The organism is Burkholderia sp. MSMB1589WGS (genome assembly GCF_001636105.1).
GTDB classification, from domain to species: Bacteria; Pseudomonadota; Gammaproteobacteria; order Burkholderiales; family Burkholderiaceae; genus Burkholderia; species Burkholderia humptydooensis.
The window spans coordinates 391,886-409,886 of sequence record NZ_LNJT01000006.1; the positions used below are offsets into that span (position 1 = coordinate 391,886).

Genomic DNA, 18,001 nt, shown 5'->3' on the forward strand with positions numbered 1-18,001 from the left:
GACGGGGTTAGGAACAGACTATGGTAGCACGCGCATCTTGCGCGGCCGCCCGCCGGACGGGCTGCGCGAGCGGCCCGCCCGGTCTGCGTCAAGATCCCGAACGGTCGTTCGGTTCGAGAAGGAGTCCGGCATCCGCCAGGGGGGGCCGGTCCGCCGTCGTCGCGTCATCCGCCGCGCCGCTTGATCGCCCTCGCTGTTGCTGGACCGCAGTTCCCGTTCACTCGTGCTTTCCCAAGGAAATCGATCGTGAAGTCTTCCGGATCGGCGCGCGCGACGCGCCGCAATGCTGTCTCGTCCTCCTCCGCCCCGGCGAACGCCGAGCTTCCCGCCCGCCGCGCCGCGAAACCCGCGCGCAAGCGCAACGGCGCCGCCGTGCGCACGATCGCGCCGACGAACGCCGCATCCGCGAAACCCCAGGGCCGCACGCGCGAGGACAAGGACCGCCCGCTCTTCGAGGACATCCGCTATCTCGGCCGCCTGCTCGGCGACGTCGTTCGCGAGCAGGAAGGCGACGCCGTGTTCGACATCGTCGAGACGATCCGCCAGACCGCCGTCAAGTTCCGCCGCGAGGACGACAAGGCCGCCGCGCAGACGCTCGAAAAAATGCTGCGCAAGCTCACGCCCGACCAGACGGTGAGCGTCGTGCGCGCGTTCAGCTATTTCTCGCACCTCGCGAACATCGCCGAGGACCGCCATCACAACCGCCGCCGCCGGATCCACGCGCTCGCGGGCTCCGCGCCGCAGGCGGGCACCGTCGCGTACGCGCTCGACAGGCTCCGGCAGGCGGGCGACGCGTCGCCGAAGACGATCAAGCAGTTCTTCGAAGGCGCGCTGATCGTGCCCGTGCTGACCGCGCACCCGACCGAAGTGCAGCGCAAGAGCATTCTCGACGCGCAGCACGACATCGCGCGCCTGCTCGCCGAGCGCGACCAGCCGCTGACCGCTCGCGAGCTCGCGCACAACGAGGCGCTGCTGCGCGCGCGCGTGACGACGCTCTGGCAGACCCGGATGCTGCGCGACGCGCGCCTGACGGTCGCCGACGAGATCGAGAACGCGCTGTCGTACTACCGCGCGACGTTCCTCGACGAGCTGCCCGCGCTCTACGCGGACATCGAGGAGGCGCTCGCCGAGCACGGCCTGTCCGCGCGCGTGCCGGCGTTCTTCCAGATGGGTAGCTGGATCGGCGGCGACCGCGACGGCAACCCGAACGTCACCGCCACGACGCTCGACGAGGCGATCACCCGCCAGGCGGCGGTGATCTTCGAGCATTACCTGGAGCAGGTGCACAAGCTGGGCGCGGAGCTCTCCGCGTCGAACCTGCTCGTCGGCGCGAGCGATGCGCTGAAGGCGCTCGCGGCCGCGTCGCCGGACCAGTCGCCGCACCGCGTCGACGAGCCGTACCGCCGCGCGCTGATCGGCGTCTACAAGCGGCTCGCGGCAAGCGCGCGCGTGCGGCTGGGCGAAGGCGCGGTGCCCGTGCGGAGCGCGGGCCGCGGCGCCGCGCCCGTGCGCGCGACGCCGTATGCGGACGCGGAGGAATTCGTCGCCGATCTGCGCGTGCTGACCGATTCGCTCGCGCTGCATCACGGCGAATCGCTTGCGACGCCGCGCCTCGCGCCGCTCACGCGCGCGGCCGAGGTGTTCGGCTTCCATCTCGCGAGCATCGACTTGCGGCAGAGCTCGGACATCCATGAAGCCGTGATCGCCGAGCTGCTCGCGCGCGGCGGCGTCGAGCCCGACTACGCGGCGCTGCCCGAAGCGGACAAGCTGCGCGTGCTGCTCGCGGCGCTCGCGGACCCGCGGCCGCTGCGCTCGCCGTATCTCGACTATTCGGACCTCGCGAAGAGCGAGCTCGGCGTGCTCGAGCGCGCGCGCGCGATCCGCGCGCAGTTCGGCTCGCGCGCGGTGCGCAACTACATCATCTCGCACACCGAGACGGTGAGCGACCTCGTCGAAGTGCTGCTGCTGCAGAAGGAAACGGGCCTCTTCGAAGGCACGCTCGGCACGCCGCACGCCAACGCGCGCAACGGCCTGATGGCGATTCCGCTCTTCGAGACGATCGCCGATCTGCGCAACGCGTCCGACATCATGCGCGAATTCTTCGCGCTGCCGGGCGTGGGCGAGCTGCTCGCGCACCAAGGCCACGAGCAGGAAGTGATGCTCGGCTATTCGGACAGCAACAAGGACGGCGGCTTCCTCACGTCGAACTGGGAGCTCTATCGCGGGGAACTGGCGCTCGTCGACCTGTTCCACGAGCGCGGGATCAAGCTGCGCCTGTTCCACGGCCGCGGCGGCACGGTGGGCCGCGGCGGCGGTCCCACCTATCAGGCGATCCTGTCGCAGCCGCCCGGCACGGTGAACGGCCAGATCCGGCTGACCGAGCAGGGCGAGGTGATCGCGAGCAAGTTCTCGAACCCGGAGATCGGCCGGCGCAATCTGGAGACGGTCGTCGCCGCGACGCTCGAGGCGACGCTCGCGCCGCACAGCAACGCGCCGAAGCAATTGCCTGCGTTCGAAGCGACGATGCAGGCGCTGTCGGATGCGGCGATGGCGTCGTACCGCGCGCTCGTCTACGAGACGCCCGGCTTCACCGACTACTTCTTCTCGTCGACGCCGATCACCGAGATCGCCGAGCTGAACATCGGCAGCCGGCCCGCTTCGCGCAAGCTGCAGGATCCGAAGAATCGCAGGATCGAGGATCTGCGCGCGATTCCGTGGGGCTTCTCGTGGGGCCAGTGCCGGCTGCTGCTGACTGGCTGGTACGGCTTCGGCAGCGCGGTCGCCGCGTATCTCGACGGCGCGCCGGACGCGGCCGAGCGCGGCAAGCGCGTCGCGCTGCTCAAGAAGATGAACAAGACCTGGCCGTTCTTCGCGAACCTGCTGTCGAACATGGACATGGTGCTCGCGAAGACCGATCTCGCGGTCGCATCGCGCTATGCGCAGCTCGTCGCCGACAAGAAGCTGCGCAAGCACGTGTTCGAGCGGATCGTCGCCGAATGGCACCGCACGGCGGACGCGCTCGCCGAGATCACCGGCACCGAGGCGCGGCTCGCCGCGAATCCGCTCCTCGCGCGCTCGATCAAGAACCGCTTCCCGTACCTCGATCCGCTGAACCACCTGCAAGTCGAGCTGATCAAGCGGCACCGCGCGGGAGACTCGAACGCGCGGCTGCGGCGCGGGATCCACCTGACGATCAACGGGATCGCGGCCGGCCTGCGCAATACGGGTTGAGCGTCGCGCGCGGGCGGCGACGCGCGCCTTCCTGCCCGCCCGCGCGCCCCGCCACCCTCGCCGCCGCATCAACGCGCGTCGATCATCACCGCGTCGAGCTCGAATGAGCCGTCCGGCTGCACGTCGAAATACGCGCGCACCTCGTCGGGCGCGTCCGCCCACAGCGCGCGGATCGCGTTCGCGCGCACGTCGGGCGTCCTCATCCGCGCGACCCAGCCGTCGAACCCGATCGGCAGGCGCCAGCGCTCGCGCACCCGCGCGACGAAGCCCGCCTGCGCGAAAAATGCGAGCCATTCGTCCGCGCGGTAATCGCGCACGTGCGACGCGTCGCGCAACAACTCGACCGTCTGCAGATGCGTGTCGACGAGCGGATGATCGGCGCCCGCGATGTCGACGAACAGCACGCGGCCGCCCGGCTTCAGCACGCGGCGCGCCTCGCCGAGCGCGCGCGGCACGTCGTGCCAGTGGTGCGCGCTCATCCGGCTCACGATCCAGTCGAACGACGCATCGGCGAACGGCAGCCGCTCGGCCGCGCCCTGCTCGATTCGCACGTCCGCGAGGCCGCGCTCGCGCGCCGCCGCCTCGACCGTCGCGAGCATCTGCGGCGCGAGGTCGTAAGCGATCACCTCCTGCGCGCCGCCGCGCGCGGCGGCAAAGCTCGCATGGCCCGCGCCGCAGCCGAGATCCAGCACGCGCGCGCCGGGCGTCGCGCCGATCTCGGCGGCAAGCGTGTCGAGATCCGCGCCGCTCGCATGGACGGCGCTCGTCAAATAGGCGGAGGCGGTCGTGCCGAACGCGTCGGCGACTCGATCGTGATGCTTCATCGGCGGATTCCTTGTCACGTGGGGATCGAAGGCGGCCGGCCAACAGCATCGGCCGCCATGAGCCGCTACAATAGAGCCCGATTGGTACTGGTACAAGCCAAGCAATTATCCTGGTATCCGCTCCACCAGCCTGCCTGCCGGAGCACCGCCTTCCCGTTCGTTCTCACGCATCGCCCGATCCGCCCCAGATGAGCCGCCCGTCCGCCCCGCCGCCGTCCCTCGATTCCACGCCCGCCCGCGCGCTCGGCGAGTTCATCCGCGCGCACCGCGAGCGGCTGTCGCCGCAGGCGCTCGGCCTGCCGCCCGGCCCGCGGCGCAGGACGCCCGGGCTGCGCCGCGAGGAAGTCGCGCAGCTCTGCGGCGTGAGTCCGACCTGGTACACGTGGATCGAGCAGGGCCGCGAAGTGTCGGCATCGGCCGACGCGCTCGCGCGCATCGCGGTCGCGCTGCGGCTGTCGCGCGCCGAGCGTGCATATCTGTTCGAGCTCGCCGCGCAGCGCGACCCGGCCGAGCCCGAATTCGCGGCGAGCGACGTGCCGGACACGCTCGTCGCCGCCGTGAAGCTGATCGCGACGCCCGCGTACGTGCTCGACCGCCAATGGAACGCGCTCGCGTGGAACGACGCGGCCGCCGCGCTCTTCACCGGCTGGCTCGACGGCGAGCGCGGCGAGCGCAACCTGCTGCGCTTCACGTTCACGTCGCCCGCGGCGCGCGCGCTGATCGTCGATTGGGAAACGCGTGCGCGGCGGCTCGTCGCCGAATTCCGCGCGGACACGATCCGCCATCTGAACGACGCGCCCACCCGCGCGCTGATCGATTCGCTGCTCGCCGACAGCGAGGCGTTCGCGCATTACTGGGCGTCGCAGGACGTGGGCGAGCGCGAAGGCGGCGAACGCGCGTTCGACCATCCGCGCGAGGGCCGCGCCGTCTATCAGCAAATGACGCTCAAGCCCGCGCACCGCGAGGACCTGAAGCTCGTCCTGCTGGTTCGGGAGGACGTCTGACGGCGCGAAACCGCGCCCGCGTTCGGCCGCACGCGTCAATCCGCCGTGCCGCGCCAAGCTGGCCGAAGCCGGGCAAGACCGCGTCAGAACATGATCGTCGCGGTGAAAGCGCATGCGGAAGCGACGCCCGGCATCTACAACGCGGGCGTCGCGAGAGCGGCGCCGCCGCCCCGGCGCGCGCCTTTTTCGCCGCGCGCGCCTCGCCGCTCCGGCCCCGCCGGCGTCGGCCGGCCGGCCCGCGAATGCTAGAATCCGCGTTGTCCATTCGCGGCGCGCGCCGCTCCACTCCCCTGCTAAGAATCGCCATGACGTCCCAACTGCACAAAAAGGGCGAGGCCTGGTCGGCCCGCTTTTCGGAACCGATGTCCGAGCTCGTCAAGCGCTATACGTCGTCGGTCTTCTTCGACAAGCGGCTCGCGCTCGTCGACATCGCCGGCTCGCTCGCGCACGCGGGCATGCTCGCCGCGCAGAAGATCATCAGCGCCGACGACCTCGCCGCGATCGAGCGCGGGATGGCGCAGATCAGGGGCGAGATCGAGCGCGGCGAATTCGAGTGGCAGCTCGATCTCGAAGATGTGCACCTGAACATCGAGGCGCGCCTGACCGCGCTCATCGGCGACGCGGGCAAGCGCCTGCACACGGGCCGCTCGCGCAACGATCAGGTCGCGACCGACATCCGCCTGTGGCTGCGCGGCGAGATCGACCGCATCGGCGGCCTCTTGACCGACCTGCGCGGCGCGCTGATCGATCTCGCCGAAAAGAACGCGGACACGATCCTGCCGGGCTTCACGCACCTGCAGGTCGCGCAGCCCGTCACGTTCGGCCATCACCTGCTCGCCTACGTCGAGATGTTCTCGCGCGACGCCGAGCGCATGCGCGACTGCCGCGCGCGCGTGAACCGCCTGCCGCTCGGCGCGGCGGCGCTCGCGGGCACGAGCTATCCGATCGACCGCCACGCGGTGGCGAAGACGCTCGGCTTCGACGGCATCTGCGCGAACTCGCTCGACGCGGTGTCCGATCGCGACTTCGCGATCGAATTCACGGCCGCGGCCGCGCTCGTGATGACGCACGTATCGCGCTTCTCGGAAGAGCTCGTGCTGTGGATGAGCCCGCGCGTCGGCTTCATCGACATCGCCGACCGCTTCTGCACCGGCAGCTCGATCATGCCGCAGAAGAAGAACCCGGACGTGCCCGAGCTCGCGCGCGGCAAGACGGGCCGCGTGAACGGCCACCTGATGGCGCTCCTCACGCTGATGAAGGGCCAGCCGCTCGCGTACAACAAGGACAACCAGGAAGACAAGGAGCCGCTGTTCGACACGGTCGACACCGTCGCCGACACGCTGCGGATCTTCGCGGAGATGGCCGCGGGCATCACCGTGAAGCCGGATGCGATGCGCTCGGCCGCGCAGCAGGGCTTCTCGACGGCGACCGACCTCGCCGACTATCTGGTGAAGCGCGGGCTGCCGTTCCGCGACGCGCACGAAGCGGTCGCGCACGCGGTGAAGATCTGCGATGCGCGCGGCATCGACCTCGCGGACCTGACGCTCGACGAAATGAAGCAGGAGCTGCCGAACGTCGCGCATCTGATCGGCGACGACGTGTTCGGCTACCTGACGCTCGAAGGCTCGGTCGCGAGCCGCAACCACCCGGGCGGCACCGCGCCGGACCAGGTGCGCGCGGCGGCGAAGGCCGCGCGCGCGGCGCTCGGCAAGTAAGCGGGAGCGGCGCCCGCGTCACGGACGATCCCATGTTCATAGCGGCAATCTTCGACATGGACGGCCTGCTCGTCGATTCCGAGCGGACCATCATGAACGCGTGGATCGACGTCGCGCATGCGCACGGCGCCGCGCTGTCGGCCGCCGATTATCTGCAGATCGTCGGCCGCTCGTTCCGCGAAGGCCAGACGATCCTCGCCGGCCTGCTCGGCGACGACACGTTCCACGCGGTGTCCGCGCAGGTGCGCGCGCGGCTCGCGGCGCCGCAGCCGCATCCGAAATTTCCGCTGAAGGCGGGCGCGCGCGCGTTGCTGGCCGCGCTCGCCGGCGCGGGCGTGCCGTGCGCGGTCGCATCGTCGTCCGCGCGCGACGTGATCCGCACGCGGCTTCACGCGGTCGGCGTGCTCGGGCATTTCGCCGCGATCGCGGGCGGCGACGAAGTGGCGCGCGGCAAGCCCGATCCGGCCGTCTACCGGCTCGCTGCCGAGCGGCTGAACGTGCCCGCGCACGCGTGCGTCGCGTTCGAGGACAGCGATTTCGGCGCGCTCGCCGCGACGCGCGCGGGCGCGTCCGTCGTCACCGTGCCCGATCTGAAGGCGCCGACGCCCGAGATCGTCGCGCTGAGCCTGCGCGTGCTCGATTCGCTCGACGATGCGGTCGCGCTCGTGCCGGCGTGGTTCGGCCCGCGCGCCGCGCGGCTCGCGTGAACCCTCGCGGCGCTCAGCGATTGTTGACGGTCTCGGAGAAGCGCTTGAGCGTCGCGACGCGCGCGCCGATCAGATCGACGCGCTCGCCCTCGCCGACGAGCGGCGTCGTCGCGTCGCGGAACGCCGCCCACTCGCGCTGCGCGGCGACGAGCGTCGGCAGCGAATCGACAGGCATCCGCGCGCGCAATTTCTCGTAATAGCGGTTCATGTCGAAGAGCGCGTGCTCGCACGCCGCATCGCGCATGCAGGGCCGCACCCGATGCACGGCGCCCTTGCCGCCGCCCGGCTGCGCGTAGCGTTCGGCCGCGCCGCGCAGCGCGAGCGCGCGGTCGCGCACCGGCTGCAGCCGCATGTCGGCGCTCGCCATCGCGTACATCGTCCCCTGCGTCGTCTCGTAGACCGCGCGCACGAGATGCGCCTCGTCCTTGCGCCACGCGAGCCAGCGGCGCTGGCTCTCCTGCCAGCCGCGCCGCGCGTCGGCGGGCGCGGTCTTCACGAGCCGCTGGTACGCGGCGTCGGCCTCGCCCTGCCACTGCTGCCGCGCCTCGTCCATGCACTGGATCTGGCCCGCCGTCGACGAGCGGTCGCGCCGCGCGAGACATTGGCGCATCGCGACGTCGATCGGATCGGCCGCCGCGACCTCGGCGCGCGCCGCGCCCGCCGCCGCGAGCCATCCGGCGAGCGCGGCGGCGGCGAAGCGCATGAGCGTCTTGCGGACTTGCGTCATCGTCAGTCGCGCACGCAGTCGACGTAGTACTCGATGCGCCCGTTCATCTCTTCCGCGACGAGACCGTGGATGTCCGTGTGGAAGCCCGGGAAGCGCTCGTTGAAGTCGCGCGCGAACCGCAGGTAGTTGACGATCGTCTTGTTGAAGCGCTCGCCCGGGATCAGGAGCGGAATGCCCGGCGGATACGGCGTGAGCAGGATGCTCGTCACGCGCCCTTCGAGCTCGTCGAGCGGCACGCGGTCGATCTCGCGGTGCGCGAGCTTCGCGAACGCGTCGGACGGCTTCATCGCGGGCTCCATGTTCGACAGGTACATCTCCGTCGTGAGACGCGCGATGTCGTTCGCGCGGTACACGTCGTGGATCTGCGTGCAGAGATCGCGCAGGCCGACGCGCTCGTAGATCGGATACTGCGCGACGAACTCGGGCAGCACGCGCCAGAGCGGCTGGTTGTTGTCGTAGTCGTCCTTGAACTGCTGCAGCTCGGTGACCATCGAGTTCCAGCGGCCCTTCGTGATGCCGATCGTGAACATGATGAAGAACGAGTACAGGCCCGTCTTCTCGACGATGATCCCGTGCTCCGCCAGATATTTGGTGACGATCGCGGCCGGAATGCCGGTCTCGCCGAATTCGCCGTCCACGTCGAGCCCCGGCGTGATGATCGTCGCCTTGATCGGGTCGAGCATGTTGAAGCCCTGCGCGAGCGGGCCGAAACCGTGCCAGCGGTCGTTCGGCTTCAGCATCCAGTCTTCGCGCGAGCCGATGCCTTCTTGCGCCAGGTTGTCCGGCCCCCACACGCTGAAGAACCAGTCGTCGCCGTATTCGGCGTCCACCTTGCGCATCGCGCGGCGGAAATCGATCGCCTCGGCGATCGATTCCTCGACGAGCGCGGTGCCGCCCGGCGGCTCCATCATCGCGGCCGCGACGTCGCACGACGCGATGATCGCGTACTGCGGGCTCGTCGACGTGTGCATCAGGTACGCCTCGTTGAAGCGGTGCTTGTCGAACGTGCGGTTCTCCGAATCCTGCACGACGATCTGCGACGCCTGCGAGATGCCCGCGAGCAGCTTGTGCGTGGAGTGCGTCGCGAACACGAGCGCGCCCGTGCGCGGGCGGCCCGCGCCGATCGCGTGCATGTCCTGGTAGAACGAATGGAACTCCGCGTGCGGCAGCCACGCTTCGTCGAAGTGCAGCGTGTCGACGAGGTCGCCGAGCAGATCCTTGATCTGCTCGACGTTGTAGACGACGCCGTCGTACGTACTCTGCGTGATCGTCAGGATTCGCGGCTTCGCGTTCGGGTTCTTCCGGAGCGCCTCGCGCGCGAACGGATTCGCCTCGATCTTCTTGCGGATGTTCTCCGGCTTGAACTCGTCGCGCGGAATCGGCCCGATGATGCCGAAGTGGTTGCGCGTCGGCGTGAGGAACACGGGAATCGCGTGCGTCATCGTGATCGCGTGCAGGATCGACTTGTGGCAGTTGCGATCGACGAGCACGATGTCGCCGGGCGCGACCGTCGCGTGCCAGACGATCTTGTTCGACGTCGACGTGCCGTTCGTCACGAAGAACAGGTGATCGGCGCTGAAGATCCGCGCGGCGTTGCGCTCGGAAGCCGCCACCGGCCCCGTGTGGTCGAGCAGTTGGCCGAGCTCGTCCACCGCGTTGCAGACGTCGGCGCGCAGCATGTTCTCGCCGAAGAACTGGTGGAACATCTGGCCGAGCGGGTTCTTCAGGAACGCGACGCCGCCCGAGTGGCCCGGGCAGTGCCACGAGTACGAGCCTTCGTCCGCGTACTTGACGAGCTCCTTGAAGAACGGCGGCGCGAGCGAATCGAGATAAACCTTCGCCTCGCGGATGATGTGGCGCGCGACGAACTCCGGCGTGTCCTCGAACATGTGGATGAAGCCGTGCAGCTCGCGCAGGATGTCGTTCGGCAGATGGCGCGACGTGCGCGTCTCGCCGTACAGGAAGATCGGGATGTCCGCGTTGCGGCGGCGCACTTCGGTCACGAACGCGCGCAGCTCGATGATCGCGGTCGCGAGCTCGGGCAGTTCGCCGTCCGCGCCGACTTCGCCGAGCATCAGCTCATCGTCGTCGATCGACAGGATGAAGCACGACGCGCGGCTCGACTGCTGCGCGAACGACGTCAGATCGCCGTAGCTCGTCAGGCCGAGCACCTCGACGCCCTCCTTCTCGATCGCCTCCGCCAACGCCCGGATGCCGGAGCCCGAGATATTCTCGGAGCGAAAATCTTCGTCGATGATGACGACGGGAAAACGAAACTTCATGGGCGATTCTCCAAAAAGAACGACCGCGGCGCAGGGGCCTGTTCATGCCCTGGCACAGCGGTCACCCGGACTGGCGATAGGTCAGATCGATATGCAAGCAGATCAGGTTTTCGGCAGCGTGACACCGCGCTGGCCCTGATACTTGCCGCCGCGGTCGGCGTACGACACGTCGCAGACTTCGTCGCTCTCGAAGAAGAGCACCTGCGCGACGCCCTCGTTCGCGTAGATCTTCGCGGGCAGCGGCGTCGTGTTCGAGAATTCGAGCGTCACGTAGCCTTCCCATTCGGGCTCGAACGGCGTCACGTTGACGATGATCCCGCAGCGCGCGTAAGTCGACTTGCCGAGGCACACCGTCAGCACGGTGCGCGGAATGCGGAAGTACTCGACGGTGCGCGCGAGCGCGAACGAGTTCGGCGGGATGATGCACACGTCGCCCTTGAAATCGACGAACGAGCCCTCGTCGAAGTTCTTCGGATCGACGATCGTCGAATTGATGTTCGTGAAAATCTTGAATTCGTCCGCGCAGCGGATGTCGTAGCCGTAGCTCGACGTGCCGTAGCTGACGATCTTGCGGCCGTCCGCGGCGGCGCGAACCTGATCGGGCACGAACGGCTCGATCATCTTGTGCTCTTCGGCCATGCGCCGAATCCACTTGTCGGACTTGATGCTCATAAAAAGGCGCCGGAAAACGCTGCGTATCGGGAAGGGAGCCGCCGGACGGTCCGGCGGCCACGAAAGGCGCACATTTTACGCGATCGCGAACGGACCGACTCGCGTCATTGCCGCACGACGCCGCACGCGAGCGCGGGGCCCGCGCCGTGCTGCGGGAACGCCGGATCGCCCGGATCGCGATGGACGAGCACCGAGCGGCCGAGCACCGAACGCACGCCGTCGAGCGCGAGGTCCGGCGCGGTGATGAACCCCGCCGCGACGCCGTTCGCGTCCGCATGGATGTTGCCGAGGTCGCCGCCGACGCGCGCGCCCGCGCGCAGCCGGTCGGCCGCGGGCGCGAACACCGCGCCCGCGCTCGAGCCGTCGGCGGCGTTGCAGTCGCCGCGCTCGTGAACCTGCAACGCGTGGTCGCTGTTGGGCGGCAGGCCCGCGAAGTTGTACGTGACCTGCACGCCGTCCGGGCGTTCGGCGAGCGTCACCGTGCCGCGCGCCTGGCTGCCGACGGTCGGCTGGAGCAGCGCGTCGGCGCGCTTTTCGTGTTGCGATGCAAAAGTAGTGCAGCCGGCCAAAAGGCCGATGGCGGCCAGGACGAGCGGCGCATTGAGCGCGAGCCACCCCGGCACGCCGTCGAGTCGTCGTTTCATGCGATCCTCATGCCGGGCGAAACGCTCGGGCGAGCGCCCGCCGGGCCGGTAAAGGGGACCTTCGGGAAAGTCGTCATGATACCGTGACTCGCGGCGCCGCAAACACCGCCCGACGCGGGCCGGCGCGGGATTTTACGTATTTTGAACAACGATCGTCGGAAACTTCGACGACATGTCCCGCGCGCGCTCGGCGATCGCGATCGCAACGCCGCGCGCGATCGCGCGGTAGCGCTCGGCGAGCGCGCCGTTCGGGTCCGCCACGACGCTCGGCGCGCCGCTGTCCGCCTGCTCGCGAATCCGGATGTCGAGCGGCAGGCTGCCGAGCACGGCGACGCCGTATTCCTGCGCCATCCGCTCGGCGCCGCCCGCGCCGAACACATGCTCCTCGTGCCCGCAGTTCGAGCACACGTGGATGCTCATGTTCTCGACGATGCCGAGAATCGGAATATTGACCTTCTCGAACATCTTGAGGCCCTTCTTCGCGTCGAGGAGCGCGATGTCCTGCGGCGTCGTGACGATCACGGCGCCCGTCACCGGCACGCGCTGCGCGAGCGTCAACTGGATGTCACCCGTGCCGGGCGGCATGTCGACGATCAGGTAGTCGAGATCGCGCCAGTTGGTCTGGCGCAGGAGCTGCTCGAGCGCCGACGTCGCCATCGGGCCGCGCCACACCATCGGGTTGTCCTCGCCGACCAGAAAGCCGATCGAGTTCGCCTGCAGCCCGTGGCCGACGAGCGGGTTCATCGACTTGTTGTCGGGCGATTCGGGCCGCTCGTGGATGCCGAGCATCGTCGGCAGCGACGGGCCGTAGATGTCGGCGTCGAGGATGCCGACCGACGCGCCCTCCGCCGCGAGCGCGAGCGCGAGATTCACGGCCGTCGTGCTCTTGCCGACGCCGCCCTTGCCGGACGCGACCGCGACGATGTTCTTCACGTTCGGCAACAGTTGCACGCCGCGCTGCACCGCATGCGCGACGATTTCCTGCGACACGTCGACGCGCGCGCTCCGCACGCCCGGCACCGCGGCAAGCGCGGCCAGGACGCGCGCGCGCGCGTCGTCGAACTGGCTCTTCGCCGGATAGCCGAGCACGACGCCGGCGGACACGGCGTCGCCGTCGATCGCCACGTTGCGGATGCCGCGGTGCGCCGCATACGGGCGGCCGGTGTTCGGGTCGACGACTGCCGCGAGTGCGGCGTCGACGAGCGCCCTGTCGATACTCATCGAAACTCCGTGGGAACGTCGCTCAAAATCGCCCAAAAGGTCAATAATCTTCAAATATCCGGGCGCAAAGCGAGAAAAGTGAAAGAATTTATTGCACGCCATTGCGCAAAGCCGACTTGCGGCGCAATCTTCGCGGGCGGCGCGCATCGGGGCCACATCGGTGGCCACACCGCCTATATTGTAGAGGCTGGGGCGCGCTCGATCCGAACAGCCATCCTGGCGAACGGGGCTTGTCGCGATGGCGACGGGCCCCTGACCGGACGCCGGACGGATCGGGGCGCTCGCGCGCCCGCATGATCGTCGGCGCGCGGGCCGCCCCCGCCGAAAGAGCAGTTCTTTTTTTGTTCTTGTCGAGTCACTCAAGAGAGGAAACCAAGATGAATACCAAAATCGCGACGCGCTTGTCCGTATTCGCTCTCGCCGGCGCCCTGCTGGCGGGCTGCGCGACCCAGCAAGGCACCAACACGGCTGTCGGCACCGGCACGGGCGCCGCGCTCGGCGCGGGCATCGGCGCGCTGGCTGGCGGCGGCAAGGGCGCGGCGATCGGCGCCGGCGTCGGCGCGCTCGTCGGCGGCGTGACGGGTTACAACTGGCAAGCGATCAAGAACAAGCTCGCGCCGTCGGCGCAGCAGACGGGCACGCAGGTCACCGAGCAGCCGGACGGCTCGCTCAAGCTGAACGTGCCGAGCTCGGTCACGTTCGCGACCAACCAGTACGCGGTCACGCCGGCCTTCACGCCGCTCCTGAACGACCTCGCGACGACGCTGAACCAGAACCCGCAGATCACCGCGTCGGTCGTCGGCTACACCGACAGCACGGGCTCGGCCGCGTACAACCAGACGCTGTCGCAGAATCGCGCGCAGAGCGTCGTGAACGCGCTCTCGCAACGCAGCGTGGCGGCGAACCGCCTGTCCGCGCAGGGCATGGGCGCATCGAACCCGATCGCCGACAACGCGACGGAAGCCGGCCGCGCGCAAAACCGCCGCGTCGAGATTTACCTGCGCGCGCCGCAAGCGGCGCAGTAAATCCGACCGACTCGGAGAATGGCGCGCCGAGCCCCGCCGCACAAGGCTTTCGAGGCGATTCGTAACAACTCGAAAAAATTTTCGAACTTCTTGCGAGCGGCGTAGTCTCTCTTTACGGTACGTGACTGGTGCTGCCGGCGCGTCACCATTCTCCTCTTGTCGTTGTTGCTCCGGGGCAAAGTCCGCCCCGGTTTTTTTTGCCCGCACGCAGCCTGGCTGCAGCGCAATATTTCTTCTGCCGCGCCAGCGCTGCGCGGCACCGAATCGCCGGCGTCAATGTAGCCGTCCCGCCCCAATCTTTCAATCCGCAAGTCATCATGCTTCGTGACATGCGGCCGAAGCAGCCGATGCGCCGCCGTCGCGCGCGGGATCGCAACCCCGCGCGACGGGCGCTACCGCGCGCGGCCCGCCCGCACATCGGCAGGCGGCCGCCCTGCTAGAATCGCAGCTTCCCTACGATTTTCCGCAAGCAGTCCCTTCAGAGACCCTATGTCCGCATCCGACCTCACCTCCGTGCAGGCCGGCGCGCCGCAAGGCCGCCGCCAGATCCTCGTCACGTCCGCGCTGCCCTATGCGAACGGGCAGATTCACATCGGCCACTTGGTCGAGTACATCCAGACCGACATCTGGGTGCGGACGATGCGAATGCACGGTCACGAGATCTACTACATCGGCGCGGACGACACGCACGGCACGCCCGTCATGCTGCGTGCCGAGCAGGAAGGCGTGAGCCCGAAGCAACTGATCGAGCGCGTGTGGCGCGAGCACAAGCGCGATTTCGACAGCTTCGGGGTTTCGTTCGACAACTTCTACACGACCGACTCGGACGAGAACCGCGTGCTGAGCGAGAAGATCTATCTCGCGCTGAAGGAAGCGGGCTTCATCGCCGAGCGCGAGATCGAGCAGGCTTACGACCCCGTCAAGGAGATGTTCCTGCCGGACCGCTTCATCAAGGGCGAGTGTCCGAAGTGCCACGCGAAGGACCAGTACGGCGACAGTTGCGAAGTGTGCGGCACGACCTACCAGCCGACGGATCTCATCCATCCGTATTCGGTCATCTCGGGCGCCGCGCCCGTGCGCAGGACGTCGACGCACTACTTCTTCCGCCTGTCCGATCCGCGCTGCGAGGCGTTCCTGCGCGAATGGGTGAGCGGCCTCGCGCAGCCCGAAGCGACCAACAAGATGCGCGAATGGCTCGGCGACGCGGGCGAAGCGAAGCTCGCCGACTGGGACATCTCGCGCGACGCGCCGTACTTCGGCTTCGAGATCCCCGGCGCGCCCGGCAAGTATTTCTACGTGTGGCTCGACGCGCCCGTCGGCTACTACGCGAGCTTCAAGAACCTGTGCGAGCAGCGCGGCATCGATTTCGACGCGTGGATCAGCAAGGATTCGACGACCGAGCAGTATCACTTCATCGGCAAGGACATCCTGTACTTCCACACGCTGTTCTGGCCCGCGATGCTCGAGTTCTCGGGCCACCGCACGCCGACCAACGTGTTCGCGCACGGCTTCCTGACGGTGGACGGCGCGAAGATGTCGAAGTCGCGCGGCACGTTCATCACCGCGCAGAGCTACATCGACACGGGCCTGAACCCCGAATGGCTGCGCTACTACTTCGCCGCGAAGCTGAACGCGACGATGGAAGACATCGACCTGAACCTCGAGGACTTCCAGGCGCGCGTGAACAGCGACCTCGTCGGCAAGTACGTGAACATCGCGAGCCGCGCGGCCGGCTTCCTGATCAAGCGCTTCGACGGCCGCGTGCAGGCGAGCGCAATGAATCATCCGCTCGTCGCGACGCTGCGCGACGCGATTGCGCAGATCGCCGCGCACTACGAGGCGCGCGAGTACGGCCGCGCGCTGCGCCAGACGATGGAGCTCGCGGATGCGGTCAACGGTTACGTCGACACCGCGAAGCCGTGGGAGCTCGCGAAGGACCCCGTGAACGCGGTCGCGCTGCACGAAACCTGCAGCGTGAGCCTCGAGGCGTTCCGCCTGCTGTCGCTCGCGCTCAAGCCCGTGCTGCCGCGCGTCGCGGAAGGCGTCGAGGCGTTCTTCGGCATCGCGCCGCTCACATGGGCCGACGCGGGCAAGCCGCTGTCGTCCGAGCAGCCGATCCGCGCATATCAGCACCTGATGACCCGCGTCGATCCGAAGCAGATCGACGCGCTCCTCGCGGCGAACCGCGGCTCGCTGCAGCGCGCGGCCGACGCCGCGGCCGACGCGGGCGCGGGCGCGACGAACGGGAAAAGTGCGAAGGCCGCGAGTGCGGCGAGCGCGGCGAGCGCTGGCGACGGCGCATCGCCGATCATCTCGATCGACGATTTCGCGAAGATCGATCTGCGCATCGCGAAGATCGTCGCGTGCCAGGCGGTCGAAGGCTCGGACAAGCTGCTGCAGCTCACGCTCGACGTCGGCGAGGAGAAGACCCGCAACGTGTTCTCGGGCATCAAGTCCGCGTACCAGCCCGAGCAGCTCGTCGGCAAGCTGACGGTGATGGTCGCGAACCTCGCGCCGCGCAAGATGAAGTTCGGCCTGTCCGAAGGAATGGTGCTCGCCGCATCGGCGGCCGACGAGAAGGCCGAGCCGGGCCTCTACATTCTCGAGCCGCACGGCGGCGCGAAGCCTGGCATGCGCGTGAAGTAAGCGCGCGACGCCGATGCGCGCGAACGTCACGGCTTCACGCCCGTCACGAGGCTGAAATACCCGGAACCCGGAATCGTCTCGATCGCCATCCGGCGGCGGCGAGCGGCCCGCCCTTGTCGTCGCGATACAGCACCTCGTGCAGCACGATGCGCCCGCCACACGGCAGCGCATCGAAGCTCTTGCGCACGAGCGCCGCGCTCCTGTCGGCCGGCCAGCCGTGAAAGATGTTCGAGTAGAAATGCAGATCGGCCGCAGGGAACGGATCGCGCCACATGTCGCCCGGATGCAGCGCCACGCGCTCGCGCCAGCGCGCAGCGACGGCCACGCCGACAGCGCGCCGACCGCGTTCGCGCCCGAGCCGCCGCCGACGTCGAGCATCACGCGATGCCGCGCGAGGTCGAGCTTGGTCGGCCACGCCAGCGCGTGTGACGCGCTCAGGCTTTCCATCGCGCGCATGAAACGCATGCCGAGCGCGACCGACGCGTTGACGAGCGCCTCGGCGGGCCGCCGCGCAAGGCCGAGCGCGGCGCCGATTTCGTCGAGCGTGCGCGGGCCCTCGCCCAGCCGCTTGAACAGGCCCAGCCGATGCGCGATCAGCATCGCCGGATAGACGAACAGATTCGTCGCGACGTCGAATACGGCGGCGGCGTCGTAGCGCGGGAGTGCGTGCGTCATGGCGTTTCCACCGAGACGGACGGCGCGCCGACGCGGGCGATCTCGCCTGCCGCTTCGTGCGTCCACGCGGCGAACGCGTCGAACACCCGGTCGACGGGCGCGACGCAGCGCCGCCGCTTCGCAGCGTCGAGCTCGATGCCGCTCAATTGCGCATGCTCGCGCGCGAAGTAATACGCGCCCACGTAACGCAGCTCGCGCCCCGTCTGCGCCTGTACCTCGTCGGCGAGCCGCGTCGTCAGCGCGAACAGCACGTTGCCGGTTTCCTCGATCGCCTCGACGATCGCGCACAGCTCGTACATCGGCAAACGGCATCGGTGCGTGTCGTCGTTCCACAGCGCGCGCAGCGCATCCGTCATCGTGGTCTCGCGGCTCCAGCCGAGCCTCTCCAGATCCTTGAGAAGCCACGGCCAATGACGATCGTCTTCGCGCGTGTGCGCGTTGACGCGCGGCGGCAGGCGGTCGTCGCGCAGCGAGGCGAAGAGCGGCAGCGTCGCGCACCGCTGCGTTCTGCGCATGATGTGGGTCAGCACGGTCATAGGTACGCGCCCTCGTATCGCCGCCGTTTCGTCGACGATATCATTCGTCTGCATGACGAACGATCGCGGCGGCTGCCTGCGCAACGACCACG

13 protein-coding genes and 1 pseudogene are annotated in these 18,001 nt (G+C 68.7%); 6 read left to right on the forward strand and 8 right to left on the reverse strand.

Going from position 1 to position 18,001, the window contains the following annotated elements; genetic code table 11:
- The first annotated feature begins 246 nt into the window (after nucleotides 1–246).
- A complete protein-coding gene (gene ppc / locus WT16_RS04140) occupies nucleotides 247–3,231 on the forward strand; it encodes a phosphoenolpyruvate carboxylase (protein WP_063532761.1) in 2,985 nt (994 codons plus the stop codon).
- 68 nt (nucleotides 3,232–3,299) lie between these two features.
- On the opposite strand, the gene WT16_RS04145 is transcribed toward ppc, so the two are convergent.
- A complete protein-coding gene (locus WT16_RS04145) occupies nucleotides 3,300–4,055 on the reverse strand; it encodes a class I SAM-dependent methyltransferase (RefSeq protein WP_009911605.1) in 756 nt (251 codons plus the stop codon).
- 188 nt (nucleotides 4,056–4,243) lie between these two features.
- Here WT16_RS04145 and WT16_RS04150 point away from each other — a divergent pair, with 188 nt between their 5' ends.
- The 3 genes from WT16_RS04150 (at nucleotide 4,244) to WT16_RS04160 (ending at nucleotide 7,481) form a co-directional block, all read left to right on the forward strand.
- Nucleotides 4,244–5,059, forward strand: a complete 816-nt coding sequence (locus WT16_RS04150; protein ID WP_006024906.1) for a helix-turn-helix transcriptional regulator — start codon at nucleotides 4,244–4,246, stop codon at nucleotides 5,057–5,059.
- Nucleotides 5,060–5,364: 305 nt separating this feature from the next.
- Nucleotides 5,365–6,774 (forward strand): argininosuccinate lyase, encoded by a 1,410-nt coding sequence (gene argH, locus WT16_RS04155; protein ID WP_059932150.1) that lies wholly within the window; start codon nucleotides 5,365–5,367, stop codon nucleotides 6,772–6,774.
- A 32-nt stretch (nucleotides 6,775–6,806) separates the two neighbouring features.
- The gene (locus WT16_RS04160) at nucleotides 6,807–7,481 is read left to right on the forward strand and encodes an HAD family phosphatase (RefSeq protein WP_015600318.1); all 675 of its coding nucleotides are present in this window, start codon (nucleotides 6,807–6,809) and stop codon (nucleotides 7,479–7,481) included.
- A gap of 13 nt (nucleotides 7,482–7,494) precedes the next feature.
- Here the strand turns inward: WT16_RS04160 and WT16_RS04165 are convergent, their stop codons facing one another.
- The 5 genes from WT16_RS04165 to apbC all read right to left on the reverse strand — a co-directional run bounded on the left by WT16_RS04165 (nucleotide 7,495) and on the right by apbC (nucleotide 13,027).
- Entirely contained in the window at nucleotides 7,495–8,208 is a 714-nt protein-coding gene (locus tag WT16_RS04165) for a lysozyme inhibitor LprI family protein (protein WP_063532762.1), read from the reverse strand.
- A 2-nt stretch (nucleotides 8,209–8,210) separates the two neighbouring features.
- The gene (locus tag WT16_RS04170; RefSeq protein WP_063532763.1) at nucleotides 8,211–10,490 is read right to left on the reverse strand and encodes an arginine/lysine/ornithine decarboxylase; all 2,280 of its coding nucleotides are present in this window, start codon (nucleotides 10,488–10,490) and stop codon (nucleotides 8,211–8,213) included.
- Between the two features lie 102 nt (nucleotides 10,491–10,592).
- Complete coding sequence (gene dcd, locus WT16_RS04175) at nucleotides 10,593–11,162, reverse strand: dCTP deaminase (RefSeq protein ID WP_006024901.1); 570 nt, start codon at nucleotides 11,160–11,162, stop codon at nucleotides 10,593–10,595.
- Between the two features lie 104 nt (nucleotides 11,163–11,266).
- On the reverse strand, nucleotides 11,267–11,806 hold the full coding sequence (gene sodC / locus WT16_RS04180; RefSeq protein ID WP_006024900.1) for a superoxide dismutase [Cu-Zn]: 540 nt from the start codon (nucleotides 11,804–11,806) through the stop codon (nucleotides 11,267–11,269).
- 132 nt (nucleotides 11,807–11,938) lie between these two features.
- Nucleotides 11,939–13,027: an iron-sulfur cluster carrier protein ApbC gene (gene apbC / locus WT16_RS04185; RefSeq protein WP_006024899.1), complete on the reverse strand. Its 1,089-nt coding sequence runs from the start codon at nucleotides 13,025–13,027 to the stop codon at nucleotides 11,939–11,941.
- 377 nt (nucleotides 13,028–13,404) lie between these two features.
- On the opposite strand from apbC, the gene WT16_RS04190 reads away from it, so the two are divergent.
- Both WT16_RS04190 and metG read left to right on the forward strand, forming a co-directional pair.
- Complete coding sequence (locus WT16_RS04190) at nucleotides 13,405–14,052, forward strand: OmpA family protein (protein WP_015602359.1); 648 nt, start codon at nucleotides 13,405–13,407, stop codon at nucleotides 14,050–14,052.
- A 489-nt stretch (nucleotides 14,053–14,541) separates the two neighbouring features.
- Nucleotides 14,542–16,698 carry a methionine--tRNA ligase gene (gene metG / locus WT16_RS04195; protein ID WP_063532764.1) on the forward strand — a complete coding sequence of 719 codons (2,157 nt, stop codon included), beginning with the start codon at nucleotides 14,542–14,544 and terminating at the stop codon, nucleotides 16,696–16,698.
- A 26-nt stretch (nucleotides 16,699–16,724) separates the two neighbouring features.
- On the opposite strand, the pseudogene WT16_RS30185 reads toward metG, so the two are convergent.
- Nucleotides 16,725–17,373: pseudogene (locus WT16_RS30185) on the reverse strand (methyltransferase).
- The gene (locus tag WT16_RS34750) at nucleotides 17,370–17,963 is read right to left on the reverse strand and encodes a hypothetical protein (protein ID WP_063533049.1); all 594 of its coding nucleotides are present in this window, start codon (nucleotides 17,961–17,963) and stop codon (nucleotides 17,370–17,372) included. Before WT16_RS34750 ends, WT16_RS30185 begins: the two are co-directional and overlap by 4 nt.
- Nucleotides 17,964–18,001: the final 38 nt, after the last annotated feature.

Bases quoted from the DNA above. Each gene is read 5' to 3' on its own strand.
- WT16_RS04145 (WP_009911605.1), bottom strand. From the start codon at position 4,055: ATGAAGCATCACGATCGAGTCGCCGACGCGTTCGGCACGACCGCCTCC.
- WT16_RS04150 (WP_006024906.1), top strand. From the start codon at position 4,244: ATGAGCCGCCCGTCCGCCCCGCCGCCGTCCCTCGATTCCACGCCCGCC.
- argH (WP_059932150.1), top strand. From the start codon at position 5,365: ATGACGTCCCAACTGCACAAAAAGGGCGAGGCCTGGTCGGCCCGCTTT.
- WT16_RS04160 (WP_015600318.1), top strand. From the start codon at position 6,807: ATGTTCATAGCGGCAATCTTCGACATGGACGGCCTGCTCGTCGATTCC.
- WT16_RS04165 (WP_063532762.1), bottom strand. From the start codon at position 8,208: ATGACGCAAGTCCGCAAGACGCTCATGCGCTTCGCCGCCGCCGCGCTC.
- WT16_RS04170 (WP_063532763.1), bottom strand. From the start codon at position 10,490: ATGAAGTTTCGTTTTCCCGTCGTCATCATCGACGAAGATTTTCGCTCC.
- dcd (WP_006024901.1), bottom strand. From the start codon at position 11,162: ATGAGCATCAAGTCCGACAAGTGGATTCGGCGCATGGCCGAAGAGCAC.
- sodC (WP_006024900.1), bottom strand. From the start codon at position 11,806: ATGAAACGACGACTCGACGGCGTGCCGGGGTGGCTCGCGCTCAATGCG.
- apbC (WP_006024899.1), bottom strand. From the start codon at position 13,027: ATGAGTATCGACAGGGCGCTCGTCGACGCCGCACTCGCGGCAGTCGTC.
- WT16_RS04190 (WP_015602359.1), top strand. From the start codon at position 13,405: ATGAATACCAAAATCGCGACGCGCTTGTCCGTATTCGCTCTCGCCGGC.
- metG (WP_063532764.1), top strand. From the start codon at position 14,542: ATGTCCGCATCCGACCTCACCTCCGTGCAGGCCGGCGCGCCGCAAGGC.
- WT16_RS34750 (WP_063533049.1), bottom strand. From the start codon at position 17,963: ATGCAGACGAATGATATCGTCGACGAAACGGCGGCGATACGAGGGCGC.